At 55.0% G+C, this 26,563-nt stretch carries 23 protein-coding genes; 12 read left to right on the forward strand and 11 right to left on the reverse strand.

The window, feature by feature from the left end; all coding sequences use genetic code 11:
* Positions 1-291 precede the first annotated feature (291 nt).
* The 6 genes from J0A66_RS09170 to J0A66_RS09195 form a co-directional block, all read right to left on the reverse strand.
* Positions 292-456, reverse strand: coding sequence for a hypothetical protein (locus J0A66_RS09170; protein ID WP_206573497.1), 165 nt, complete (start codon positions 454-456; stop codon positions 292-294).
* Positions 457-479: 23 nt separating this feature from the next.
* The gene (locus J0A66_RS09175) at positions 480-944 is read right to left on the reverse strand and encodes a hypothetical protein (protein ID WP_206573498.1); all 465 of its coding nucleotides are present in this window, start codon (positions 942-944) and stop codon (positions 480-482) included.
* A gap of 158 nt (positions 945-1,102) precedes the next feature.
* On the reverse strand, positions 1,103-2,389 hold the full coding sequence (locus J0A66_RS09180) for an ATP-binding protein (RefSeq protein WP_206573499.1): 1,287 nt from the start codon (positions 2,387-2,389) through the stop codon (positions 1,103-1,105).
* A gap of 29 nt (positions 2,390-2,418) precedes the next feature.
* On the reverse strand, positions 2,419-3,162 hold the full coding sequence (locus J0A66_RS09185) for a response regulator (RefSeq protein ID WP_206573500.1): 744 nt from the start codon (positions 3,160-3,162) through the stop codon (positions 2,419-2,421).
* Between the two features lie 25 nt (positions 3,163-3,187).
* On the reverse strand, positions 3,188-3,571 hold the full coding sequence (locus J0A66_RS09190) for a DUF3019 domain-containing protein (RefSeq protein ID WP_206573501.1): 384 nt from the start codon (positions 3,569-3,571) through the stop codon (positions 3,188-3,190).
* Complete coding sequence (locus J0A66_RS09195; RefSeq protein ID WP_206573502.1) at positions 3,561-4,373, reverse strand: MipA/OmpV family protein; 813 nt, start codon at positions 4,371-4,373, stop codon at positions 3,561-3,563. The genes J0A66_RS09190 and J0A66_RS09195 overlap by 11 nt, the downstream gene beginning before the upstream one ends.
* Positions 4,374-4,768: 395 nt before the next feature.
* On the opposite strand from J0A66_RS09195, the gene J0A66_RS09200 reads away from it, so the two are divergent.
* The gene (locus tag J0A66_RS09200) at positions 4,769-6,160 is read left to right on the forward strand and encodes a class II fumarate hydratase (protein WP_206573503.1); all 1,392 of its coding nucleotides are present in this window, start codon (positions 4,769-4,771) and stop codon (positions 6,158-6,160) included.
* 96 nt (positions 6,161-6,256) lie between these two features.
* Here J0A66_RS09200 and metE read toward each other — a convergent pair whose 3' ends face one another.
* A complete protein-coding gene (gene metE / locus J0A66_RS09205; RefSeq protein WP_206573504.1) occupies positions 6,257-8,527 on the reverse strand; it encodes a 5-methyltetrahydropteroyltriglutamate--homocysteine S-methyltransferase in 2,271 nt (756 codons plus the stop codon).
* 34 nt (positions 8,528-8,561) lie between these two features.
* On the opposite strand from metE, the gene J0A66_RS09210 reads away from it, so the two are divergent.
* Positions 8,562-9,566 carry a LysR substrate-binding domain-containing protein gene (locus J0A66_RS09210; protein ID WP_206573505.1) on the forward strand — a complete coding sequence of 335 codons (1,005 nt, stop codon included), beginning with the start codon at positions 8,562-8,564 and terminating at the stop codon, positions 9,564-9,566.
* A 77-nt stretch (positions 9,567-9,643) separates the two neighbouring features.
* Here J0A66_RS09210 and J0A66_RS09215 read toward each other — a convergent pair whose 3' ends face one another.
* Positions 9,644-10,015, reverse strand: coding sequence for a DUF3718 domain-containing protein (locus tag J0A66_RS09215; RefSeq protein ID WP_206573506.1), 372 nt, complete (start codon positions 10,013-10,015; stop codon positions 9,644-9,646).
* Positions 10,016-10,632: 617 nt separating this feature from the next.
* Between J0A66_RS09215 and J0A66_RS09220 the strand changes: the two genes are divergently transcribed.
* From J0A66_RS09220 to J0A66_RS09245, 6 genes are all read left to right on the forward strand, one after another.
* Positions 10,633-11,703: a class I SAM-dependent methyltransferase gene (locus tag J0A66_RS09220; protein WP_206573507.1), complete on the forward strand. Its 1,071-nt coding sequence runs from the start codon at positions 10,633-10,635 to the stop codon at positions 11,701-11,703.
* 245 nt (positions 11,704-11,948) lie between these two features.
* Positions 11,949-14,852 carry a heparinase II/III domain-containing protein gene (locus J0A66_RS09225; protein WP_206573508.1) on the forward strand — a complete coding sequence of 968 codons (2,904 nt, stop codon included), beginning with the start codon at positions 11,949-11,951 and terminating at the stop codon, positions 14,850-14,852.
* A 301-nt stretch (positions 14,853-15,153) separates the two neighbouring features.
* A complete protein-coding gene (locus J0A66_RS09230) occupies positions 15,154-17,634 on the forward strand; it encodes a serine/threonine-protein kinase (protein WP_206573509.1) in 2,481 nt (826 codons plus the stop codon).
* Positions 17,635-17,721: 87 nt separating this feature from the next.
* Positions 17,722-19,185: a cysteine synthase A gene (cysK, locus tag J0A66_RS23695; RefSeq protein WP_206573510.1), complete on the forward strand. Its 1,464-nt coding sequence runs from the start codon at positions 17,722-17,724 to the stop codon at positions 19,183-19,185.
* A 15-nt stretch (positions 19,186-19,200) separates the two neighbouring features.
* Positions 19,201-19,812: a LysE family translocator gene (locus tag J0A66_RS09240; protein WP_206573511.1), complete on the forward strand. Its 612-nt coding sequence runs from the start codon at positions 19,201-19,203 to the stop codon at positions 19,810-19,812.
* A gap of 234 nt (positions 19,813-20,046) precedes the next feature.
* A complete protein-coding gene (locus J0A66_RS09245) occupies positions 20,047-20,550 on the forward strand; it encodes a GNAT family N-acetyltransferase (protein WP_206573512.1) in 504 nt (167 codons plus the stop codon).
* Between the two features lie 25 nt (positions 20,551-20,575).
* Here J0A66_RS09245 and J0A66_RS09250 read toward each other — a convergent pair whose 3' ends face one another.
* A complete protein-coding gene (locus J0A66_RS09250) occupies positions 20,576-21,406 on the reverse strand; it encodes a GNAT family N-acetyltransferase (protein WP_206573513.1) in 831 nt (276 codons plus the stop codon).
* A gap of 346 nt (positions 21,407-21,752) precedes the next feature.
* On the opposite strand from J0A66_RS09250, the gene J0A66_RS09255 reads away from it, so the two are divergent.
* From J0A66_RS09255 to J0A66_RS09270, 4 genes are all read left to right on the forward strand, one after another.
* On the forward strand, positions 21,753-22,931 hold the full coding sequence (locus tag J0A66_RS09255) for an acetyltransferase domain-containing protein (RefSeq protein ID WP_206573514.1): 1,179 nt from the start codon (positions 21,753-21,755) through the stop codon (positions 22,929-22,931).
* A 196-nt stretch (positions 22,932-23,127) separates the two neighbouring features.
* A complete protein-coding gene (locus tag J0A66_RS09260; protein ID WP_206573515.1) occupies positions 23,128-23,436 on the forward strand; it encodes an antibiotic biosynthesis monooxygenase family protein in 309 nt (102 codons plus the stop codon).
* A gap of 92 nt (positions 23,437-23,528) precedes the next feature.
* Positions 23,529-23,933: a GFA family protein gene (locus J0A66_RS09265; protein WP_206573516.1), complete on the forward strand. Its 405-nt coding sequence runs from the start codon at positions 23,529-23,531 to the stop codon at positions 23,931-23,933.
* A 117-nt stretch (positions 23,934-24,050) separates the two neighbouring features.
* Positions 24,051-24,194, forward strand: coding sequence for a hypothetical protein (locus tag J0A66_RS09270; protein WP_206573517.1), 144 nt, complete (start codon positions 24,051-24,053; stop codon positions 24,192-24,194).
* A 157-nt stretch (positions 24,195-24,351) separates the two neighbouring features.
* On the opposite strand, the gene J0A66_RS09275 is transcribed toward J0A66_RS09270, so the two are convergent.
* Positions 24,352-24,630, reverse strand: coding sequence for a hypothetical protein (locus J0A66_RS09275; RefSeq protein WP_206573518.1), 279 nt, complete (start codon positions 24,628-24,630; stop codon positions 24,352-24,354).
* 329 nt (positions 24,631-24,959) lie between these two features.
* Positions 24,960-26,540 carry a hypothetical protein gene (locus J0A66_RS09280; RefSeq protein WP_206573519.1) on the reverse strand — a complete coding sequence of 527 codons (1,581 nt, stop codon included), beginning with the start codon at positions 26,538-26,540 and terminating at the stop codon, positions 24,960-24,962.
* Positions 26,541-26,563 lie beyond the last annotated feature (23 nt).

Here is a 26,563-nt window from a genome sequence, read left to right on the forward strand (position 1 = left end):
GCGTGGGTTGCTAGCGACAAAAGCAGGGAGTCTATTGTTTAGCCAATAAAGTTCAGAGTAATTGCGGCTAACCTTGTTCGGTAAAATCACCGGGAAGAGAGTAAGCCGCTCCCTGGCATTCCATATAGGCCAGGCAGGTGCCCTGGCGGGTGATTCCGCAGGCATCTACCACCGGCGCCTAAATCCAACGCTTTAATTTTTAGCTCGTTAATCAGGGCGCGACGGCTGGGTTTACCTTCGTCTGCCCTGGCCTGGCAATAAGATGCTCCTGTTATTCCCAGAAGCTCGGCGTTAAAACCGGCTATCTCGGCAACAAGAGTATTCTTCGACAATCAGGGTTTTTGTTTTGGCAAGAGTATAGGAACCAAGATTGCTGTTAAATGTCACCCCATGACAGCCGGCCAGCAGAGCAGATATGAGTAAAAGCCCGCTTTTTTTCATTTGCTTATCCTTCATTGTCTTTCCATGACTCCCCAGCATTATTCCAACCGGTGTGCCATTTTACACGCCATGGCAATAGGAATGCCCACTGCCAAGATATGAACCAACAGGGAAAACCCTTGCCAAAGGGGATCCTCCGGCGACGGGCCTGCCGCCGATAAAGGGACTACCACATAGGTCATGACCAGATACAAAAGCATGCCATATATGGCCCCCCAGACAAGCGGAGACCGATGCAGTCTGGCATAGCGTTGTGCCATCACAAAATAAGTGGCAGCCATCAGCAAGGCGATCATAAAATGCAGCAGCAGACCTGCCGCAGCAGTTCCCAGGCCACCCTGAAAACTCCCTTGCCCGAGCAGACCCGCGGCAACGGATTGTAAAATTCGCGTCGGGGGGAGTCCGGCTTTGACATACCAGAACAGGCAGGCATACAGAATATCCAGGCTACCGGCGATCAATCCTGCCATGAGGATAAAAGGAGAGAGGTAGGATCGGAGCATTGATGTTTGTGCCTGGACGGTGGATTTGCCCAAATTAGCAGACCGGACCATAAATCCCAACTTTGTTTGGATGCCTCAAGGTGCCTGGCGGTTTGCAGATGAGGATCTCTTTTGGGTCAATGAAAATGACTGCCATTTACATCCTGCTACCAGTATTCCTAGTCGACTGACTTGGGCAACAGCAGCCGGAAACGGGCTCCGCCCAGGTCACTGCGGTCAACCTGGATCCGCCCGTCGTGCCAGCTCAGTACCCGTTCAACTATAGCCAGACCCAGTCCGTAACTACCCGACTGACGGCAGTGCTGAAGGCTGACAAAAGGCTTGAGTATGTTGTCCTTCTGGCTTGGCTCTATGCCTGGTCCGTTGTCTTCTATGGTAACTCGATACCAGTCGCCCTGCTCATCAAGGGTGACCTGTAGTTTTCCTTTGGCGAAGCGCGCACCGTTGGCCAGCACATTGGTAATTGCCCGGCTGAGCCAGTGGCTGTCGCCCGTTAGCAGCAAGGTCCGTTCAGGAAGTTTGGCCGTCAACTCTGCACGGTGTTGGCTGGCCAGAGGCGCGAAGGCCTGCAAGTTGGTCTGCAGCAGCTCGGTCAAATCCAGGCGCTGGCGTTGAATCCTGGTTCCCTGACGCTCCAGGCTGGCAAAATCCAGAAAGGCGGCCAGCATTTTTTCCATTCGTTCCAGGTCCGCTTCCAATCGCTGCAGATACTGGTTTTTCTCGGCCAGGTCATTACTGTCCAGGGCCGCATCCAGGCCAAAGCGGAAACAGGCCAGCGGGGTGCGCAGATCGTGACTCAGGCTGCTGGCCAGGAGGCGGTTTTCGGCAATCAACTGCTCGATACGCTGGGCCATCTGGTTGAAGCTATGCTCCAGTTCGGCCACATAGGACGTGCGACTGGGAGGCACCCTGGCCTGTAGCTCTCCTTTGCCGAAGCGGGAGGCAACGTGAGTGAGCAGGGACAACCGGCGGGTCAGCGGCAGCAGCCAGATGCCCATCATCACTGCCAAACCGGAGTACAGGGAAAGGGTCAGGAGCAGGTCCCGTTCGCTGTCTGTTGGTTGCAAGGGGGGCAGGGCCAGTTTCAGCAGGTACTGGGGATGCCCGGGCAGGCTGGCCAGCAGATAGGGTCCGTCGCTGGACTCCAGCAACAGTCCACCTGGCTGTTGCAATGCGGGCTTGAGATCGCCGGGCAGCGCCAGGTCTGATGCGCCCTCCAGGCTCAACTGCAGGGGCAGGGCAGCGGCCAGCAGTGCGACTTGTTGTGGCAGATCCCGGCTGGTATCCAGATTGTGGCGCAGCCCTTCGAACAACTGGCTCAGGTGGGTATAGTCCTGGTGATTGGGTGTATCTCGGTGCTCCTCCACCCATCTGTCTATGCCCCAGCCCAGCAGAAACAAGGTGAGCAGGGCGGTCAAGAGTAAACTCACATAGATACGGCTCATGTCAGACCCGATCCTGGTCAGTCATACTTTTATTCCCAGGCGTCGGCGACAAACAGATAGCCCTTGCCCCAGGCCGTTTTTATCCGTTTTGGAGTATGGGTGTCGTCCCCGAGCTTCCTGCGCAGGGTGGAGATCATCACATCGAACCAACGATCCAGTCCGTCGTATTCACGTCCCTTAAGCTGTTTGAATGCTTCATCCCGATCGATAATCCGCCCGGCATGACTGGCCAGATACCACAACATGGCAAATTCGTTGCTGGACAGCTCCACTTCCTCGCCGGCCAGGACTGTACGGTTGGCATGGCGGTTCAGGTTCAACTGGCCAAACTGCAGCATATGCCCGGCTGGTTCCGCCTCCGGCTGCCGGCGCAACAGACCCTTGATACGGGCCAGTAAGGCACGCGGGCGCACGGGTTTGACCAGGTAGTCATTGGCACCCACCTCCAGGCCTAATACCTCGTCCAGCTCTTCGCCCTGGGCTGTCAGCATGATAATGGGAAGATCACTGTGGCGGCGCACTTCCCGGCAAACGGCCAGCCCGTCCATGCCCGGCAGCATCAGGTCCAGCAACATTAAATCTGGTTGGATCTGTGCGGCAACCTTCACCGCTTCATCACCCCGCAGTACATGAGTGACGGAAAAACCCTGGTTGGTCAGATAGTCGCTGACCCAGCGGGCCAGGGAGGCATCGTCCTCCACCAGCAGCAGTCTGGCGTAGGGTTCCTGACTGGCGCTTGGCAGGTCAGAAGAAGAATGCAGCGGAATGGACATGATAGGTGACCTCGTTATATCAGGCTCAGAACAAACGCCAGCCGCGCTTGCGTCTTTGCGATTTGTAGACCCAGTTTACCTGGATTTCATGTTTGGCCAGGGTCTGTTGGCCGTTGGTCAGCAACAAACGGGTGGACTGCTCGGCGGCAAATTCAAACTGCCAGTGTCCCTGATTGGCCTTCTGCCAGCAATGCAGCGGCTGTGTCTGGTCTTCCAGTTGCAGACAGTAGTCGCCAGGCAGCTCACTGTGCCAGGTGACAGCGATAGTGGCATAGCAGGTTCGCCCCTGGTTCAGGGCCACACAGGTATCCGGTGTGACGGTCAGAAGTCGGGGTTCGGCAGCCGTCTCACCGGATAACGGCAGACTGGCCAGCAGCAGCAAGGCCCGGGAGATTCCATTAGAAAACATAACGGATACTGACCATGCCGAGCGCTTCCACATTGCTCGCGACGATTGGGCTGTTGGCAATACTGCTACTATAACGGTTGAGACCCATTCCCAGGTCCAACAGCCAGTGCTCATTCAGAGGATAAAGGGCCGACAGGCCCAGGTGCAGCATATGGGCTGATCTGCCATGGTAAACGGGCCGGCGGGCAGTCGCCTCGGTGGGTAAAATGCCGAAGTAGTAATCCACCAGTTCGCCGCTGTAAAGGTGCAGACCTGCGGTCAGTTGTAAGTCCCAGTTTCGTAGTTGGGCCAGATAACTGTAATAACCCTGGAAAAGATAGCTGCTGTAGCGTTGGCTGATATCGTTGCCCAGTTCCAGGGACAGGTGGTGGGGGCCTCGGAAATGCTGCACCCGCAAGCCCAGGCTGCTGTCGCTGCCGCGGGTGCGGATACCTTTCAGCTCCGGCACTATCGTGTCGCCATGGTAACTGTAGCCGGATTCGCTGATGCGGTTCATATGAGAGCTCAGCACCACATCGGTCTGCCAGACTTCGTCAGCGTAAATCCGGTAACCGACCAGGGCGGAATCAAACAGGCCTGTGACCCGCCGCCGGACGGTTTCGAGGAAAAAATTCCGATACTTCAGATCGATCTGTAAGGTGACAATAACCGGATAGGCGTCATTGCCCTTTGCACCTGCCAGCAGGGACTTTTCATCCCAGACTGCCAGTCCGGGTGAGATCTGCCACTGGAAATCCTCGTCGGCCTGCACCGGCGCAACCAGCACTATCAGCAAAAGTAGAAAGATCCGGCCGATTCTCATCCGTGGAAAATCCAACAAGGGAAGTAATCCGGTTGGTATAAAACTAAAAAAGGTGGCCGCATCTTACCAGAGTGATGGCAGGGCGCGAGGGACAAACAGGGCAAAATTGTAGGGAAATTGTAAAGTCGGGTGTCTGCAGCATGGTTTGGGCAGGCATCAGCGCAAAAAAATGAAAAACCCGGGCGGGCCATGGAGAGCCCACCCGGTAAATGCCCCAAGAAAGACCAGTAGACTTGGGTAAGTAGTGCAGGATTAGAATACGGTTAATGATAACGATTATCAATAACTATTTTAAACTTTTCTATACTGAAGCAGAATAGCGTCGCCATTACCGCTCAAAGAATCGCTTAGAAACGGAAACACCGTTGCAGCAGTTTCAAATCACAGGAGGGAAGATGATACAGCCAAGTTCGAACACCAGGAGTGAGAAGGACAGTATGGGTGAGCTGCAGGTGCCTGCCGATGCTCTGTATGGTGCCCAGACACAGCGCGCCATAGAGAACTTTCAGATCAGCGGCCAGGGTATGCCGGATAATTTTATCCGCGCCCTGCTGCGTATCAAGCAGGCAGCGGCGCGGGCCAATCATAAGCTGGACTGTCTGGACAAATCGGTCAGCGAGGCCATCGCCGCCAGTTGCGAGGACTTGCTGCAGGACCGTCATCTGCTCAGGCATTTTCCCGTGGATGTCTTCCAAACCGGTTCAGGTACCAGCACCAATATGAACGCCAATGAAGTGATTGCCCGCCTGGCCAGCGACAAGCTGGGTGACAAAGTGGGGCCCAATGACCATGTGAATTATGGTCAGAGCAGCAATGACGTTATTCCCACGGCAATCCATGTCAGCGCCGCGATGGCCGTCAGAGAAGATTTATTGCCGGCCTTGCAGCATCTGGCCGATTTGCTTAAAACCCGGGGTATTGAGCTTAAGGATCACTGCAAGACCGGCCGCACCCACCTGATGGACGCAATGCCAATCCGGCTGGATCAATGTCTGGGTTCCTGGGAAGGGCAGATTCGGCAGAATATCCGCCATCTTGGCAGTCTGCTGCCGGCATTACAGACCCTGGCACAAGGTGGCACGGCGGTGGGCACCGGCATCAATGCCCATAAGGATTTCGCCGCGACGTTCTGTGAAGCCCTGAATCATCAGACCGGTATGGACTTTACCCCGGCCGACAATCCTTTTGTCCTCATCGGCTCTCAGGACACCGCCGTGTCCCTGTCGGGACAACTGAAAACCACGGCTGTGTCCCTGATGAAAATAGCCAACGACCTGCGCTGGATGAATTCCGGCCCCCTGGCCGGACTGGGGGAAATATCCCTGCCGGCCCTGCAGCCGGGTTCCTCCATTATGCCTGGCAAGGTCAACCCGGTGATCCCCGAGGCGGTGGCGATGGCGGCCGCCCAGGTAATGGGCAACGATACCGCGGTCAGCATCGGCGGTCAGGCCGGTAACTTCGAACTGAACGTGATGCTGCCGATGATCGCCCGTAACCTGCTGGAGAGCATCAAACTGCTCACCCACTGCGCCACCCATCTGGCTGACAAAGCCGTTGCCGGCTTTAAGGTCAACGAGGATAACCTGAAGCATTCATTGCATCGTAACCCCATTCTGGTTACGGCGCTCAACCCGGTTATCGGCTATGACAAGGCCGCAGAGATTGCCAAGCAGGCCTACAAGGAACAGCGTCCGGTGGTGGATGTGGCGGAGGAAAACACAGACCTGTCGCGGGAGGAGCTGGAGCAGTTACTCGACCCCATTAAGCTGACCGGCAGCGGTGTGTAACTCCTAAATCTGCAAGGGCGTGTTGCACAGAGGGCGCAATAACAAGGAGACAGTCTTCTTTGCGTCTTGGCGGCCTCTGCGCTGCTACCTGCTGACTTACATGGCCTCCTCTTGCTGTGCCACCAACTCAGCCCGCAGGGTTCTGGCGGAAGCCACCATATTTTTCAGGGCCGCCTCGGTTTCGGGCCAGGTTCGGGTCTTCAGGCCGCAGTCAGGATTAATCCAGAGGCGCTCGGCCGGAATAACCTGGAGGGCTTTCGTCAAGAGTCGCTTGATCCCTTCCTGGTCAGGTACATTAGGCGAATGGATATCGTACACGCCGGGCCCGATATCATTGGGATAGGCGTTGTCCCGGAAGTCGTCCAATAACGTCATATTGGACCTTGATGTTTCCACCGTCAGTACATCGGCGTCCAGGGCGATAATGGCGTCGAGAATATCCTTAAACTCCGAATAACACATATGGCTGTGGATCTGCACCTCAGAAGGAGCGCTGGCACAGGACAAACGGAAGGCGGTCACTGCCCAATCCAGATAGGCACCCCATTGACTCCGCTTGAGCGGCAGGCCTTCACGAATGGCCGGTTCATCGATCTGGATGATGTGGATACTGGCTGCAATCAGATCCTGGACTTCGTCGCCGACCGCCAGGGCAATCTGGCTGGCCACCTGGTCGCGGCTTAAGTCATCACGCACAAAACTCCAGCATAAAATGGTCACGGGCCCGGTCAACATGCCCTTCACCGGTTTATCGGTCAGGCTCTGGGCAAAACTCAGCCAGTGGGCGGTCATAGGCTCCTTGCGCTGAATATCGCCATAGATGATTGGCGGCTTGACACAGCGTGAGCCATAACTCTGTACCCAGCCGAAACGACTGGTGGCGACCCCCTCCAGGTAGTCGGCGAAGTATTCCACCATATCGTTGCGCTCCGGTTCGCCGTGCACTAACACATCCAGACCGATGGATTCCTGTTTACGGATGCAGCTTTCAATTTCCTGCTGCATCAGCCTGGTGTATTGGTCCCGGCTGATCTCCCCCCGTTTGTATTGCGCCCGGATATGGCGGATATCGCCGGTTTGCGGAAAAGAACCGATGCTGGTGGTGGGCAGCAGGGGCAGACCCAGAGACTGTTGTCGGGATTTACGCACGTCAAACGGCTCCGAGCGGGTAAAACTCTGCAGGTTTTGCAGACGGTCACGCACAGTGGGATTCACCGCCTGACTGGATTGCAGTCTGTCCCTGACTGGCGCTGAGTAATCTTCGATGGCCCGCGTATCGCCGCTCAGCAGGGCTTGTTTGAGCAGGGCAAGTTCCTGGCACTTTTGTCTGGCGAAGGCCAGCCAGGGTCTGATAGTTGTATCGAGATCGGACTCCAGTTCCAGATCCACCGGGCTGTGGAGCAGTGAGCAACTGGGGGCCAGCCAGGTGCGGCCGTTCAGTTGTGCATAGATGGGCTCAAGTTTCTGGTACAGGGCCTCCAGGTCCGTTTTCCAGATATTGCGCCCATCGATGACCCCCAGGGAGACCACCCAGTGCCTGGGCAGTATATCGATGGCTAACTGGATATCGGTCGGCTCGGCCACACAATCCAGGTGTACCCCGTGCAGGGGCAATGAGGCGATAAGGTCGAGATGATGGTCGACGCTGGCAAAATAGCTGGTCAGCAGCAGCTTGAGCTGGCCTTGTCTGAGCTGACTGTAGGCGCTGCGAAACGCCTTTTTCCAGCCTTCGTCCAGTTCCAGTCCCAGGATGGGTTCGTCAATCTGCAACCAGTTCACTCTGTCCCGGTTTAACGCGTCGAATATCTGCTGATAGCCCGCCAGCAACTGCGGCAGCAGTTCCAGTTTGTTCCCGGTGTAAGTGCCAAGGTAAAGGTAGGTGAGGGGGCCGAGCAGCACAGGTTTAACCTCATGTCCCAGGGCTCTGGCTTCCTCAATCTGTGCGAGCAGGGGCGAACAGTCAACCTTAATGGCAAGCTGAGGTTCAAACTCAGGCACCAGATAGTGATAGTTGGTGTTGAACCATTTGGTCATATCGCTGGCCTGCCCACAGCACCCCCCGGCGGACTGACCACGGGCTACCTGGAACTCCAGATCCAGTCGGCTTTGGCCACTTTGAACAAAACGGCTTGGCACGATACCCAGCATCAGGCTGGTGGCCAGTACATGATCATAATGGGCAAAGTCGCCCGCCGGCAGCAGTTCGATACCGGCTTCTTGTTGAAGCCGCCAATTGTCCTCACGCAATTGCCTGGCGGTGGACAGCAGGGCTTTCTCATCTGAGTCGCCCTGCCAGTAAGCTTCGAGGGCGAACTTTAGCTGGCGGTGCGTGCCAATGCGGGGAAATCCGAGGTTATGGAGTCGCATAGATTTGATTCCTTGTAGACGTCTGGATGTTTGGATGTTTATACTGGCCGGCAACGGTGCACGCCTCAAGCGCAAGATTTTCAACTTTCAATTGAAGGAAATTCATCTTGGCCGGGATAACGACAAAACAAGGATCTCTGTGCTGGAAGTCAAACACCTGAAAACCCTGCTGGCGCTGGAGCGGGCCGGCAGCCTAGCCCAAGCGGCGGATCTGCTGTTTGTCAGCCAGTCAGCCCTGTCTCATCAGTTGCGGGAGCTGGAGAATCGCATCGGTACCAGGCTGTTCGAACGCAAGACAGACCCGCTGCAGTTCACTTCCCAGGGAACTAGCCTGCTGAATCTGGCCAGGGAGGTGATACCCAGAATCCGCGCAGTGGAACAGGAGCTCAGACAGCACCAGGGGAGCGTCAGGGAACTGAAAATCGGCATAGAGTGCCACGCCTGCTTTCAGTGGCTGTTGCCGGCCATTGCCCAGTTCAATGGTCAGCAACAGGAAGTGAATCTGGACTTAATCGGTGAAAACCTGTTTGACGGTATCGGTGAGCTGGAACGGCAGTCGCTGGACCTGTTATTTACCGATGACAGAATAGCCGCCGACCGTCTCAGTTATGAGGCCATCGGGGAGTTTGAACTGGTACTGGTGATGGCGCCTCAGGACAGCCTGGCGCAAAGGCCGTTTATCCAGCCTGAAGATCTGCGCGACAAGAAGTTGCTCACCTATCCGGTGCCCCTGGCCAAGCTGGATATTTTCCGGCGCTTTTTGCAGCCCGCCAGGTGTCAGCCCGGCTCGGTGAAGACGGTGGCCAACAGTTCGGTGATGCTGCAGATGGTCGCGGCTGGGCTGGGAGTGGCGGCGGTACCTGACTGGCTGGTCAGGGATTTCGATCGCCAGCAGTTGCTGGTGGTAAAAACGCTGGCCAGGGAAGGGCTGTTCAGACCTCTCTATGCCGCGTATGCCCCTGAGCGACAAGACCTGCTGAGGGCTTTCCTGCCACTGGTTAAACAACGTTTTGCCGATCTGATGGCTGGCACCAGCTAAAAAATGCTTACCCCGCCCCTGATTCGGGGTAAGTGACAAAATGCCCTGTTCCCTGGTCACCCTGGATAAGGGCCGATTTACCGACCCCGTACCATTACCACCAAGTCCTGCTCCTGTTTGCCCTGACTCTGGCTGGCCACATCTTTGATTTCAGTATGGCCCTTTTGGATTTCCAGTCGCTGTAAAAGCCGAGCCACCCTATTGTTACCTGTCTGTTGGGCAAAATCGCCAACCAACTGATCATTACAATGCAGGTTATTGGCGAGGTAGCGCATCTTGTAACCTGAGCCCTTCTGCTTAATCAGAAAAGAAACCTGCGAGTCCATTGCTACACTGAGGCAAAGTTGTGTGGCCTTGGAGTCGTCGGCAGCCACGTAAGTGGTCTTAGCCAATGCGGTTAAGGGCAGACAAAGTAAACCGGCAATGGCAATGGTTTTGATACGAAACATAAGTAAATCCCTCTTGGTATTCAGGCGGATTGCCTGAGTTAAGTGTGCACTTTGTTGCTCCGAATGCTGTTAACCGCTGATGACCATCTGTAACAAGCCGTTTAAGTAAATTTACCAGTACTTATCTATATGATGTTAAAGAAGTTATTTTGTGTTGTTTGTAACAGGCTTGAAGTCCTGTTCGACAAGTGGCGGCTATCTTCCGATAACTGCCTGGAGGTTTTTTTTCTGTTGCGATTAAGGGGGGATTTTCAGGGTTAAGCGCAGGGCCGGGCCCCCCATCGGGACGTTGGTGGTGTCAACCCTCTTGCTTGGTGCAACTATCGCTTGGCAAGGACTGGCACATTTCACCAGTAAGCTGCGTTCTGTAATAAGTGGGAAAGGGTAGCAGGGGCTGTCTGCTCTTTCCTTCAACTTGTTGTTTGGCCGGGTCCGGCATTGTCTGACCCGGTCTTTTTTATGTGGCTCAACAAGTACTTGTCCCTGCGCCCCTGCTAAGGGGGTAATTCTCTGGCACATCCCCTTCCCGCTTTTCGATAACTGATTGCGCCCTGAACAGGTGCAGGCACCCCACCGGGCTCTGCATCGGGCTGAATTTATCCAATCAGAGGAAAGTTATGAGTGACCAGAACGTAACAATCGAACAAGTGCAGGAATTTGCCGGCAAGGTAATGGCGGATATAGGCGGTGCCTATGCGGTTTTACTGTCTTATCTTGGCGATCAGAGCGGCATCTACCGCACCCTGACAGAACATGGGCCCATGAGTTGCCAGGCCCTGGCAGATAAAGCCGGTGTGGATGGCCGTTATCTGCTGGAATGGCTGAGTGCTCAGGCTGCGGCAGGTTACGTGGAATATGATGAAGCCAGTGAGTGTTTCTCCATGTTGCCGCACAAAAGCATCGTGCTGGCACAGGAAGGGCATCCCGCCTGTATGCAGGGACTGTTTCAATGCCTGGTTGCTCAGTACGCCACCCATGACAAAGCTCTTGAGATCTTTGTTTCCGGTGCTGGCAGGCCCTGGGGAGAGCACCACAGCTGTTGTTTCTGCGGCACGGATCGTTTCTTCCGTCCAGGCTATGAGGCCAATCTGATCACCGACTGGCTGCCTGCACTGGATGGTATGACAGAGAAACTGCAACGAGGCGCCAGAGTGGCGGATGTGGGTTGCGGCCATGGATCGTCCACTATCCTTATGGCCGAGGCGTTCAAAAGCAGTCACTTTGTAGGATACGACTTCCACGCAGAATCCATTGCTGCGGCAGCGGAAAAAGCCGACAAGCAACTGGACCACCCAAACTGGCAGTTTGTCACCGCCAAAGCCACCGACATTCAGGAAGGAGACTTCGATCTTATCTGTCTGTTCGATGCCTTACATGACATGGGGGATCCCGTTGGCGTGGCCAGGCATCTGCGCTCAAGGCTGGTGGAAGGCGGCAGCCTGATGCTGGTGGAGCCGCTGGCCGGCGATAAACTGACCGACAACCTGCATTTGCTCGGCCAGATATTCTATTCGGCTTCCACCTTGATCTGTACCCCTGCCTCCAAGGCTCAGGAAGTGGGTCTGGCGCTGGGTGCCCAGGCTGGCGAAAAGCGCCTGACGCAGGTACTTACCGAAGCCGGCTTTACCAGCATCAGGCGGGTGGCTCAAACGGATACCAATATGGTGCTCGAAGCCAGGATGGTCTGATCTTAAATCCTTGCCAATACGCTTGCCGGAATCCTCCGGTAAGCGCTACTGATCTTCGCCGCATGGCACAAGGTGGGACGGACAATCTCTGTCTCCCACAGCCGGTTAAACAATCCCTGTATACCCTGGTATAGATTCGCATACCTGTTTGCTGGCGCAATATCGCAGTGAATTCCGAACAGCTTAATGTGGCGCTGTTGCCACTTGGCGCACGCGCCAAATTCAACGCATTGCGAGGAATAACCATGATAAAACGTTTCAGCACCGACCGGTTCAGGTGGGTCCTGCTGGCCGCAGGGACCCTGACGCTTGGGTCCGTCCTGGCTCAGGACGGCCCGTCGGCCTTGCCGCATCCTGTTGCCGGTATCTCTGGGGTTTATCCAGCGCCCTCGTCCAGTGACGTCAATGTTGAGGTGACGCCGGAGATCTTCTTTACTGCCAGCAGTCATTTTTCCTATACGGACGGCCAGATAGAACTATGGGATCTGACTAAAGGGCACCTGGTACAGAGTTTCGACCCTGAGCCCGGCGATGCCCAGCAGGGCCAGAGTTCATTTAAGCTGAACCTGCCGGATGGCTTGCTGCAAGCGGGCCATCAATATGAGGTCCGTGCCGGCCACTTGTTTGCACGAATTAACGGCTCACCCTGGAACATCAGTGGCATTGAAGCGGGCAACTGGCAATTCAGTATTGCCGGCGGAATGCCTGAACCTGAACCGGCTCCTCAGCCTCCCGCAGAAGAACCCAATGAAACGCCTGCCGCTGAGGTGGACATTGGCGGCATTGTCAGCTTGATGCCGGCGCCCGGTGCCACAGCAGTCGCGCTCAATACCCTGCCGACCATCCATTTTGTCGCCAACAGCCACTATGGCTACACAGATGCCTCCAGTATCCGTCTGTTCGATCTGAGCAGAGGAGAACTGGTGGCGACCTTTAATCCCGAATCCGGCGACGCTCAGGAGGGAACTGACAACTATCAGTTGCAGGTCAGCCTGCAGGCCGATACCGACTATGAAATTCAGGCCGATCATCTGTTCGCCAGGGTCAATGCCGAGCCCTGGAATGTCAGTGAAATCCCATCTGGTGCCTGGCGCTTTACCACCGCGGCCAGTTTTGGCGAGGATCCTGAAATGCCGGGCGACGATCCTGAGCCCCCTCCTGGTGACGGGGATGGCGACAATGACGATGGCAATGATGACGGCAGCGGTGGAGAGCGTGACTGGCGCGACATCGACACCGACCTGAGCTGGACTGCCAATATCCCTCAGACCAGGCCCCGTTTGTTGTTTAACCAACAGAGCCTGCAGCAGGCCCAGAGCTGGTATGCCAGCAACAGCTTCGAGCCTCGCAATACCACCAATCCGGTGTACAGCTCGTTCGATCCTGTGGGTAATGCCTTCAAATACCTGCTGACGGGGGAGGACAGATATGCCCAGGTAGCCATTCAGGGTGCCCTGAACGCCGCACAAAGCATCTACAACCAGATTGGCGGCCATTGTGATGAATGCCGCTGGCATGGCGACAGTGTTATTCTGGTCTATGACTGGTTGTATGAGGTGATGACCGAATCCCAGCGTGAACAAATCCGCAGCCAGATGGACGAGGCTTTCGCCTATTACCTGGACTTCTTCTGGGGTGCCGCCGAACCGCGTTTTGCCGAGAACAACTACTTCTGGGGCTATTTTCGCAATGCCGCCATGTGGGGCATCGCTAACTTCCACGAAAGTGATCGGGCCGAAATGTTCTTGCGCCGCTCACTGGGTGAGCGCTGGGATGAAATCGGCTTGCCTCATTTTAATCAGAAATCGCCATCCGGAATTGCCGCAGAAGGGGTCAACTACGGTCCGACCATGTTGTACTACAAGATATCCCTGCAGGAGAGCCTGAAGAATCTGGGCCGCGACCTGAACCAGGAAACTTACTGGTATCGCAACGCTGCCTGGTGGCTGCAGTATGCTTCCTTGCCAAAACAGACCTGGGACAATCCCACGTCCGGTGAACCGGGTTGGAGTTGGTTCCCCTACGGAGACGCCGGCGGTTTCTGGAACGGCAACAACTTCTTGAACGGCGGTATCAGCCGGTTCCTGACCTACGTATTGAGCCGCTGGAACGAGACCAACCTGGAAGGCTACAGCCGCCATCTGCTGGCGCGTACCGGATTGGATGCTATGGCGCCGGTGACGTTGAGGGCGTTGGATGACGGCGGCGAGCCCCGCAGCCCGGCTGATCTGCCGCTGGATTACTTTATTGATGGTGAACTGGCCTACGCCTATGTGCGCAGCAGTTGGGAGGACGATGCCACAGTGCTCAACCTGCAACTGGTATCTCCGCCTATGGTCGGGCATGAACACCAGGATTCCGGCAACTGGCAGCTTTGGAAAGACGGCGTATGGGCCAGTCGCGAGTCGCCGGCCCGCGGGTATGGCTCCAATAACGGGCAGATTCCGGGATTTGGCGGCGAGGGCTCGGTGAATGTTAACCATCCGCTGGCCCACAATACCCTGCTGGTGGACGGCCAGGGGCCGCGCTTTGCCGGCGGAGGCCATGTGACCGATATTACCAGTGAGCCGGAGTACTTTTTCGCCACGGTGGATTTGAGTGACGCCTACGATAGCGATAAGGCCGGCAGCGTGAAACGGCATTTCCTGTTTATCCGTGAGCTGGAGGTACTGCTGATTTCCGATCGGGTGGAGCGGCAGACTGAAGAGGTACAGTTGTCCTTTATCACCCACTTCCAGCAGGATGTCAGCCAGCAGGATGATGTCCACCAAAGCAGTAACCGCCATATCCAAACCAGGCTGCATACCCTGGTACCAGGCCAGTTTGACAGCCGCCAGGTGGATGAGCAGCGGGAACACCTGGACAATGCCCGGCGCCTGATGATCGAGAGCCGCAACGATCACCTGTTGCATCTGGTGAAAGCCTCGGGTGTCCAGGACGCAGAACTGGACGTCAGCAGAGTGGATGGGCAGATTCAACTGTCCACAGAGGGTCAAACCTGGACGGTACAACTGGACAACCAGGGGCGGTTCAGCCAAATCAGTGTTTCTGATGACGAGGGTGTCTCACGTCAGTTACCGATCCCCCAGGGCATTGAACAGCTGAATATCAGCGACAATGACCTCAATTGGACTAACAGTTATCACTAATAGCGTTTGGGGCCGCTTCGGCGTGCTTCTTTCTCTGTTTGTTGGGTCCTGCCGGCTTGCCGGCAGGGCCCAATACAACTCATGAGGTGCCCTGTTGGTCGCAGAGAGCAAAAGATCACTGGATTTCACGCACAGATGGATCATGTGGAGCCTATATGGGAGTATAGCAAGTAACCTCTGTACCCTTAGCGACGGACGTTCCCTTTGACAGCATTCCCTCAAATCCTGCCTGTTCTGGCTGTTATGGTCAGTTCCTGCCAATAAGACTAAGATAAATCAGAATTCTAAAATACAGCTGCCCATGAACAGTGAGTTGATAACCGGAGGGGGTGTTTCCCTGCTCGGGAAGGAGGATGATCCGGAGATTGAGGTTGCCCGGGTGGGTGATGTTTATGGTGCTTATCGCGCAGAGAAACTGATCTCAGAGACAAACCTGTCAAGGGTATTTCTGGCCAGCCGCAATGACGGCTTGTATGAACAGACCGCAGTCCTGAAAATCTTACATCCGCAACTGACCTTGTTTCATGCCGAGGCCTTTCGTAATGAATGGTCTATCCTGGCCCGACTCAGCCATCCCAATATCGCTCAAATTATCAATGCTGGGATCAGTGCGAATGGCTCACCTTATATGGTGATGGAGTATGTAGATGGCCAGCCATTGCACCAGTATCTTAATAATAAGAAAGCCTCGGTTAAACAGCGGTTGGTCTTGTTCCTGCAGGTGTTGGATGCAGTGGCCTATGCCCATACAAACCTATGCGTACATCAGGATTTAAAGCCCTCCAATATTCTGGTAACCCCCGACGGGCAGGTGAAGCTGCTGGACTTTGGTATTGCCAGCCTGCTCAACAGGGAAAGCGGTGATACCCGGCATCAACCATTGATTGGTTACACCCCAAGATATGCCAGTCCTGAACAATTGCGCGGTGAGAAAAGCAGTGTGTCGGTGGATATATGGCAATTGGGCATCATGCTTTTGGAAGCCGTGCTGGCCATAGACAGTAAAAGTGTTGGTTTGAAAAAGATCCGTGATGGTGAAACCAAGTCATTGCGCAAACAGTTATTCTCTGATTTGGGGATGAAGCAATGGAGACGTTGCGCCATTCGTACCGGACAGACGCCAAGACAAATTATTCGATATCTGAATTCAGAACTTTTATGGATCATTGATCGTTGTCTGTCTCAAGAGGCGGCAGCTCGCTACCCATCAGTGGAATCCCTGAGTGCCGATCTACAGGCATTTCTGAACCAGTATCCTGTCAGAGCCTTTCCCAAATCCGGTGTCGGTTATCGCACCAGGAAGTGGCTGGTCCGGAATAAAAGTGCGGTATTTGCTGCAAGTATGGTTGTGGGAGGAATAGCCACAACGACAGGGTGGTATATCAATGCACTGCAAACTTATAACCAACAACTTATCCTTGAGCGTAGCCGCGCTAATGAGCTGTCGCGTTTTCTGATCAGTGTCGTTGAGACAGTCGGAGTCGATACAATTGCCAAACATCCAGAGTCGACGGAAGAATTGTTGGCTAAAGCCGAAGCTTTTCTGGCCCAACAGGGCAATCGCAGCCAAAGCGCCCAGACAGAGCTGATGTCCATATTGGGCAACATCTATATTTCTATCGGCCTCAAAGAAACGGGTATCCAGCAGCTTGAGGCAGCACTGCAACAGTATAAGAGCCTGGGCACTGAAGATGTTCTGGTAAAGGCCAAAATTCTGCGCAATCTGGCCAATGGTTACAGCTTTGTCGGGGATTTCGTCCAGGCAGAAAGTCATATTATCGATTCCATCTCCCTGCTGAGCGACGAGCCTGGAAATGAACCCGCGTCACAGCTTGTCAGCTCATATCTGGCCCACTCGTTGATAAAAATAGCTCAGGGCCAGTATGACAAGGCCGTCATATTGGTTGAACAGGCGAAAAGGGTGTTTGAAAGTCGGACGCAACAGGATGAGGAACTGAAGCATCAACTGCTCTATCAAATGGCGTTTGCCTATCATTACAATGCCCGCTTTGATGAAGCGGAGCCGCATTACCAGCAGGTGTATGAGTTCTTTTTGCAACGCTATGGCGCAGGCAATCTGGAAACAGCGGAGCTGGTTGTGGATTACGGCTATTTACTGGCGCAACAGGGAAAGTTTGCTGCGGCGCGCAATCTGGTGAGTAATATGTTGCAGCAGATCCAGCAAAACCTGTATCCAGACACGACAGTGAAGGCAAAATTGCTGGGTTTGAGTGGATATATCCATTATGAACTTAATGATTTTGCCAACGCTTATGAACGATTTCACCAGGCTTACAGTTTGAACCGTAAACTTCTAGGCGATGAGCATAGATTTACCCTTGGTGATCTGTCCCGCTCAGCCGGGGCAAAAATAGGCCTGGGTCACCTTGATGAAGCCCGGCTCATGCTTAGTAAAGTGGAGCAGGGATATGCACAGACTCTGCCTGACGAGCACCCACGTTATGCAGGGCTGTTCGTTAATCTTGGTCTGTTGGCCCTGGCGGAAGGTGAAAATAAGACAGCCGTTTCCTGGCTTACCCAGGCTCTGTCATTACGGCGCAAAGTCTATGAGGAAGGCCATCCTTTGATCTCCAACATAAAAAGACACCTGGGCAAAAGCTATTGGTTGTTGGGAGATCCGGTGCGAGCGGCAGATTACCTGCGTGAGAGTTACAATGCATTGGTGATAGTGCCCGGCGAGCACCACCCCTATGTGGAAGAGATAAGCCAGATGTTGCAAAGCCTTGCCAGTCAGGCTCAGAGCAACAAACAGGATCTCTGAGCGCCCACCAAATAAACTGAAAGTCGTTGGCACTTTTTACAGCCAGAGCGCGTTAACAGGGTATCATCGTCGCCAAGGAATACCCCCGTGCTCTATCAGAATGTCCTCGACACCATAGGCAACACGCCGGTTATCAAGTTGCAACGCATGGCGCCGCAAGACGTCAATGTCTACGTAAAACTGGAGTCCTTCAATCCCTCTGGATCTGTCAAGGATCGTATGGCCAGGGCCGTGATCGAAGAGGCGGAAAATACCGGCGAGCTCAGGCCGGGTCAAACCATTGTTGAGGCCACCAGCGGTAATACCGGCATTGGCCTGGCGATGGTTTGTGCGCAAAAAGGTTATCCGCTTGTCATCGTGATGGCGGAGAGTTTCAGTATCGAGCGACGCAAACTGATGCGCTTTCTGGGTGCGAAAGTCGTGCTGACGCCCGCCTCCGAGAAAGGCACAGGCATGATCAGGAAAGCCGAAGAACTGGCCAGGCAGCATGGCTGGTGGCAGCCAAAACAGTTTGAAAACCCCGTTAACAGCCAGATTCACGAACGGACCACTGCGGTGGAGATACTGCAGGATTTTAAGGAGCTCGGACTGGACTATTTTGTCGCCGGTTTCGGTACGTCCGGTACCCTGGCCGGAGTAGCGCGGGTACTGAAGGACCAGTCGCCCCGCACCCGCATCATCGCCTGCGAACCCGACAATTCGCCGGTGCTGGCTAACGCACGGTTGCAACCCAGGGATGAACAGGGAAAAGCCATTGGCAGTCATCCGCTTTTCCGCCCTCACCTGATGCAGGGCTGGGCGCCGGATTTTGTGCCCCCCCTGATTGAACCTGTTATGTCTGATGGGCTGATCGATCAGATTTACGGGATCGAAGGTAACAAGGCGTTGAATACAACGCGGATGCTGGCACAACAAGAAGGCATCTTTGTGGGTATTTCCTCCGGTGCAGCGTTGTCTGGCGCGCTGGCGTTGGCGCAAAAGGTCCCTGCCGGCAGCAATATCCTTTGCCTGCTGGCTGACACCGGCGAGCGTTATCTGTCGACGCCCTTATTCGCTGATATCCAGGCGGAGATGGATGCGGACGAACAGGCCATCAGCAAGTTCACCGCCAATTACCGTTTTGACAGCAAAGGTTCACCAGCAGCCACCTTAGCGGTGTTTGAGCCGGATCCGGCCATTCGAGACCTGGTACAAACCGAGATCAGCGGCAACGAGGTTGTGATGTTCGCCCTGGAGTGGTGCGAATTCTGCTGGTCGGTACGCAAGCTGTTAGACAAATTGGGCATCGCGTTTCGCTCGGTGGATCTGGACAGTGTGGCCTATCAGCAGGACAACCTGGGGGGCGAGATACGTAAGGTTCTGACGGCGGATTTCGGTATTGCCACCCTGCCCGTAGTGCTGGCCAGGGGGAATCTGATAGGCGGTTGCACCGAAACCTTCGAAGCATACAAGAGCGGCCAGCTTGCTCACTTGCTGGAACGGCAACTGAAAGTACCGGACGCGGGTTTTGATCCTTACAGCCTGCTGCCGGCCTGGCTTCACAGCCGTTAAGGCAAAGGACTGAGCATGGAAATGATCATCGCCCTGTGCGTATTCGCCTTCTCGACCAGCATCACGCCAGGTCCCAATAACATCATGCTGATGTCATCCGGCGCCAATTACGGTGTGCAGCGAACCTTACCGCATCTGTTTGGGGTGGTGTCCGGCTTCGCTCTGATGCTGGTGTTGGTCGGTCTTGGCGGAGGTGTACTGTTCGAACAATTTCCGCTGGCTTATCAGTTGATCAAGTTTGTCGGCATCGGTTATATGGCTTACCTGGCATTCAGGATCGCTACTGCCAGCCGAGGCCAGTTGGACGATGCTGCCGACCGGCCTATGACAGCCATGCAGGCCGTGCTGTTTCAGTGGGTCAACGGTAAAGCCTGGATTATGGTCACCGGTGCCGTGGCAACCTTTACCAGCGCTGGTGACCACTACTGGCTGCAACTGGTGCTGATTACGGCTACTTTCTTCATAGTCGGAGCGCCGTGTAATCTGGCTTGGGTGCTGTTCGGTCGTTCTATGCAAAGCTTCATCAACGAAACCAGTAAGCAACGATTGTTCAACCGCATGATGGGGGGACTGTTGTTCCTGTCCATCTTACCGGCAGTGGTGGAAATAGCGCAGGAGTGGCAATAGCCCTCTCCCGGTTGAAGGTTGTCGGAAGGTTCTGTCAGATGGTCCTGTACAGCAGCAGTTATGCCCCTGTCAGCGGTATCAATCTGACCGTTAGTGTGGGCGTGGCCCAGCCAAACTGCGAGGCAGGAATCAGGTGGTGCTGACGCATAAGAGAGGTTGCTGACCGGACCTGGTCAACGATCCAAGCTCAGGGTTTAGTATTCTTGGCCTGACCCTGATCTCAGGAGGCTATCATTGGCACTTTTTACCACAAGCAGGCTGACCATCAGGGAAATAACAGGCAGCGACCTTAGTCAGTTAGCACCCATATTGTCAGATGCGTTCACCATGCGATACACCGCGACCGGTGCACAGAAGCCTGAACAGATGAAAGCCTTTGTTCAGCGTTGCCTGCGCCAATATTCTGAGCAGGAATTCGGTCACTGGGCCATCTTTGTTACCGGCACACAACAGCTAATCGGCCTTTGTGGCCTGAACCGGCACCAGGTTGACGACGAAGAGCTGGTCCACGTCAATTACCGATTAGGCAGCCAGTGTCAGGGCCGGGGATTCGCCACCGAGGCCGTCACCGGCTTAATGGGCTTTTGCTCTGAGGCATTCAATATCAGGAGGCTCTCCGCCATTATCGAACCTTCCAATACCAGCTCGATTAAGGTGGTGGAGCGGCTGGGCTTTGAGTTTTCCAGACGCACCGAATTCAAAAACCTGCAGGTAAATATTTACGGGAAGTGGCTTTGAAACAGCAATGGGTGGATATTCCAGGCTAACAGTTCTGTGGCGCATAGTTCTCGCGCAGATAGGTTTCTTTGAACCCTGCCCTGAGTAAATTTCTGTAGGATTGCTGGGGAAAGTCCGGTAATGCCTCTCCCGTGCAACTGAACAGCTGGGTGCAGCCCAATGTCCGGGCAAAGTTCAGGCGATGTGCCAGCAGTACCTGCTGACTGCCAAGCCGGCGCATCTCAGGGCGGGTAGCGGCAAAATCCAGCCATCCATATTTGCCTTCCACGAACAGCGCCGCCACGCCCGCCGGGATATGGCCTTCGTAGCTCATAAAAATATACCAGTTGGGATGCCAGACCAGCTCGCTGAGCCAAGGCACGGCTTCCTCTCCTAATGCGAATGTGCGGCCAACAATCAGACCAAAATCCCAGATGTTCTGCGGATTCAGGCGTCTTACCCGCAATTCACTGCTCGCGGGGTGAATACTATGCAGATCATGTTCAAACTTCTGCCAGCCACGTTGGCGTCGCAGGGCTCGCGCACTCAGGGCATCTTCAGGGACAGGCGGGTGACGCAGATTCTGGTGCAGGAAATACCGATTTACTCCGCGGGCATGATACAGCAATTGAACTTCCGTCAGTGACAGGGCTCCGGCGCTGCCATTGCCCATCAATGCCCGGTTTATCAGAACGGCAGTCGACGGCAACTTGCCGGCAATGGATACCAGACAGCCATCATGATCGATAAGCTCCAGACCCAACCTGGCCCGTATGGAAGGGCTGGCCACCTCATGCATTGCCCGCAGGGCCTGAGCCTCAAGTTGTTCACAGCGAAGCAGCTCAGGCCTGGTATTGGCCGCAATTATCTGATCCATCTTTATTCTTGTTTTTGTTGTTAGGCCTTTAAGAACACGCAAAACCTGAGTGGACTGTGCCAGGGGTAATTTCTTTTTCGGTCTGCCTGCCACCGAGGTCCACATCGGATCAAGTAGCGATATGAGTTGTTGCACAGGCTGGATCATCTGCGAGCTATGGCTTTGAGACCTCCTATCTGGGTGGACAGGGTGGGGTGGTCGTCCCATGGCTGCCCTTCAAAATATTCCCGTGGTTCCTGTCACATTGGGTCAGCACAACCCGTTATTGGCTTTGTAACATCAGCGGCAATCACAGGTCTTGTTCCTGTATGACCGCACCCGAGTTAATTCAATTGAGAGTGCTTCCATGCCCAAGACTGAAAATCTTAATTATCGTATCAATGCTATCGACCAGGTGCGGGGTATTGTCATTCTGCTCATGGCGCTGGATCATGTGCGGTTCTTTCTGACCGATGTGCGCTTCGATCCCATGGATATCGAGCAAACCAATGGCTGGTTGTTTTTCAGCCGGGTCATTACCCATCTGTGCGCGCCGCTGTTCGTGCTGCTGGCCGGCATGAGTGCCGGATTGATGCTGACCCGTCGCTCTGCAGAAGAGGTGCAGACCTACCTGTTCAAGCGGGGAATCTGGCTGGTTGTGCTGGACTTCGTATTGATTTCCACCCTGTGGAATGCCGGCGCTACTTCCCTGCCCGAGTTCGGCAGCGGCATTCCCCTGTACTTCCAGGTACTGGGTGCCATTGGCGTGGCCATGATAGTGCTGGCCTTGGCCCTGCGTTTGCCCAGATCTGTGCTGTGGGTAGCGGCTTTGTCGATAATCGGCCTGCACAATCTTCTCGACCCTATCTGGCCGGTGTCCAGCGGTGATAACGATCCGGTTTGGTACGCGCTGCACGGCTACGCCTCAGTGCCGGTGGGGATTTTCAGCATTGTCTTCTACTATCCAGTGTTGCCTTGGATTGGGGTGATGTTGCTGGGCTTTGTCATGTCACCCATGTACGCCGGACCAATGGCTAACCGCGAGCGTTATCTGCTGCTGGCCTCAGGTGCCGGGCTGGGCCTGTTCCTGCTGCTGCGCTGGTTCGGTCTTTACGGTGACAGACACAGCCAGTCACTCAGCCTGGCCAGTCCGGACTGGATGATGCGGTTACTGTCGGTGGAAAAATATCCACCCTCCCTGCATTACCTGCTGCTGACCCTGTCAATCGGCTTTCTATTGCTGGTCCTGGCATCGCAAAGCAATGGCCCTTTGCAACGCCTGCTGATGATGTTTGGCCGGGCGTCGCTGTTTTTCTACCTTTGTCATTGGGTGGTACTGCGCCTGAGCGTGACCCTGCTGGCCTGGCTGCAACTGGAAGACCCCCTGCCCAGCATGACCTTTCCGTTTTTCCTCCCCCAGGGGTTGGGAGTGAGCCTGCCGCTGGTCTATCTGTGTACAGCACTGTTGATCCTCGGTATGTGGCCCGCCTGTCGTTGGTTTGAGCAGAAACGGGCGGCCAGGAAGAGCTGGACCCGCTGGTTCTGACCAGCGGACCTGCAACTGTATTATCAGGGGCCTGCCGCCAAGGCATCCTGTGTCTATTTGTAAAGGGGTGAGGCGTCTGGGTTGTTCGTGCACAGATTCTGGTTGGCCTGAACATCGAAGGAAGGTCGATCTCATCTTGTTTTGCCGCAGAGATCCTCAGCACCAAATTACCCACAACCAAAGCAGGAGAAAAAGTATGGCAGGCTACACTTGTATTTGGGAGTTTGAGATTAAGCCTGGCAGTGAAGCCGAATTCCTTCGCCATTACAATAACGGTGGCAGTTGGGTGGCGCTGTTCCTACAGGCGCAGGGGTTCCGGGAAACCCTCTTGTTGCAGGACCGGCAGTCGCCTCTGCGGTATCTGACGATTGATCGGTGGGACAGTGTGGAGGCTTATGGCGCATTTCGTAGACAGTTCGCGGCGCTGTATGCTGATCTGGATGCTTTGTGCGAAAACCTGACGTTGACGGAGAACTGTATCGGTGAGTTTGGCGATAGTCTCTGAATCAGTAAACAGGTTTCTCGTTCCGCTACTGCACCCAGGCAAATACTGACCGATTTATGTTCAAAAATTGCCAAGAGTGGGGAGTCAAAATCATGATGTCACTCACCGGCGGCTGCCACTGTGGCAGGTTGCGTTATGTGGTAACAGGAGAACTGGTGGAGGCCGGTTATTGCCATTGCAATATCTGCCGCCGGACAACCGGCGCCCCGGTGCTGGCCTTTGCCTCCTTTGCTGTGGAAGGATTCAGCTATAGCCAGGGACAACCTGCTGTGTATCTTTCCTCATCACGGGGACAGCGCGAATACTGCGCCAGTTGTGGTACGCAAATCTGCCACCGGGCCTTGGCACCTGTCACCATAGACATCAACACCGGCACACTGGACAAGCCTGAGATGGCGCCGCCACAATTTCATATTCATGTGCAGGAGGCCCTTTCCTGGCTGCTAACAGACGACGGACTGCCACGTTATCAGCAGGGGCGCATGTCCGGTGGGTAAGGCAAGTCTGCTCACAGACCCACTGCCATCATTTTTCCCACAAAAAGCCGCACAATGCCATTGACTCGTCTATTGGCTGTGGAGTGAAGGCCGCCCGTGGAGTAAGCGGAAAGCCTGATGCTGACCATTGCTAACCTGGTGCGAGTCTGCCGGATATCGCGTGTGAGGTTGTTGTATGACGAGATAGAAGACCTGTTGCAACCGTCGCTGCTGGAGCATCAGGTTGAGCGATCAGGCGGGTGTCAGGTACGAACGACCTAGCCAGTTTGAGCAGGTGGAACCAGGGGCTCATCAGGAGTTTCTGGAACCCTTAGTATCTCGCCGGAGGAAATCGCTGGTATCCGGGCCCGTTGCCAGCCCTCAGGGGGAAAAGATGCCGCATCTCAGCTTAATGGGCAGAGCCTAAAAGGCTCTGCATTTAGTCCTGAGCTTGGCTCGTGGGGGTACAGACCCTGGCGCCAAAGCGTGAGCCGGTTACTTTAACCCGTTCGCAGGTTTGACCTTCCTCTGATGCTTTGGGTGCATGGCGAGCGATACAGGCCTGACGCTCATCTCCTTCAGGTGTATCAGCGCACTGATTCAGTACCTTGTTGCGTTCCGTTTCTGATAAATGTTCAAGATTGGCATGTTGACTGGTGCTGGCGCAGCCCCCAAGCAATGCAATAGCGGCCGCAATCGTCAGTGTGCGCAGAGTCATGGTTTTTCCTTCCATTAGGATTCAATCAGGCCACAGACTGACGCCCACAGGCGCAACAAACATATGGCAGGTTACTGTCCATTGCCATAAGCAAAGGACAAAAGGGCGCCTAAGGTAACAGAGACAGAGTTGAACATATACAGGGAAAACCGGTTTAATTGTGACGAAATGTAGCCAACATCATCGATACTTACTTTTGAATCAAGTCGAGCAGCGCCTGCCAGCCTCGTCCTGCAGTTCAGGCTCTCCCTTAGTAGATAGGGGCAGATGTCGGATTATTTGCACAAGTGAAGCCTGGCTTGGGGCCAGGCTCGGGTAATTATCGTTTATCAATCCAGATCTGGTGGTAACTGGTAGCTGGCTTCTATCCCCATCTCCAGGTAGAGCTGGTTGATAGCACGCTCAATGGCGCGTCGGGCCTCGGCGGCGCGGGCCTGGTCAGTGCTGGAGAACTTACTCAGATTGCGATACACCGCATCGTAGTCAAAGCCATGCTTGGCCGGATCGAAGACTACCTCGTCAATCATGCTTTCTTTACCCGCCAGCGGCGCCGCCATGGAAACCTGGCTTGCCTGGGCGATACGTTCATCACACCAGCTTGTATAGAGCGAGTCCTGGCTGGCGAAACTGAACAGGCTCTTCAGGGCCACCTGGTAGCCGATAGCATTATTACCCATGCCGTCCACCTGGCCGGGTGCCAGCGACTCGTCCTTTTCCATGTAGCCATCCAGCCGACAGCCAGGATACAGGCTGTGTACCAGTTTCACATCCTGATAGAAGTCGCCTCCAAGCAGACTGTTGAGCTGAGCAGGGAACTGAGCGGGATCAAACAGGCCGTTTTCATTGGGCAATGGTTGGGTGTCGGGCAAAGAGGCTGGGGACGGCAGGATCTGGGTGCCAGCGGCATATAGTTGCAGGGCTTGACCCGCGTCCAGTCTGGCGCGGACATCGGAGGCATGCAGTTGCGACAGCATCTGTTCGAAGGCCTCGGTAAGCTGCGGATCGGCCATCACATCCGCCAGGGTCAGAGTCGGTTCCGGCTCTGGCTCTGGGATGGGCTCGACGATCACCGGTTCAAGGTTTCTGGCCCAGAAGTCACGTATATGCTCTGGCCAGATATGGTAGTCGGCAGCCAGGGCCACCATGGCCGAGCCGCCGTTGGAGCGCCCTTCTATAACCAGGTTGTCCAATGACACGTCAGGGAACTGCTCCCTGACGGCTTTGTACAGGTACATATTGTCGAAGGCGCTGATATCCGGGGCGGCGTGCATGGGCCTGTCATCGCCGTCAATGTCCGAGACGCCATAGCCCTCAAAGTTGTAGGGTGGCAGGGTGTCGCGGCTCACACTGTCTTCATCGGTACGGTTCAGCCAGTAAAGGGCGTTGTCAAAATGGGCAGGGGAAGTGGAAATGTTGTAACGGCCCACCATAAACACATTGACCGGCGAGTCGAACTGGCTGAAGGCATCCTGCCAGTACCAGGCGGCAAACCTGCTGCTGCCGACAATCTTCTTCAGCATAAAACTTTCCAGCTTGCTGCCTACCGGAACGTGCTGATCACGGAAATCGGCCAGATACAGGCGCTCGCCATTGTCGCCGATCTCACAGAGTCCGGCATAAGGGGTGCCGTCGAAATCCCCCTCGGCGTTGACATGATCCGGTCCACAGGGACCAAAACTGCTGTCAATTTCATCGTACCATTCGCCGCCTGAGCCGTGATTGATAAAGATAGTGACAGGCTCACCCGTACCATCCGGGTTGAATACCCAACGATAAGCCTGTTTGTAGTATCCGTCACCTGTGTAGATGGCGAAGCGTTGCATGGCGTCGGGCTTAAAGTCGGAATCCACACTGGCCTGGGCCATCAAGGGTAGGTTGGCCAAAATCAGGCCAAACAGAAGTTTTTTCATCGGGTTGCTGCTCCGTTAAACAT

This window comes from Bowmanella dokdonensis, assembly GCF_017254865.1.
GTDB classification, from domain to species: Bacteria; Pseudomonadota; Gammaproteobacteria; order Enterobacterales; family Alteromonadaceae; genus Bowmanella; species Bowmanella dokdonensis.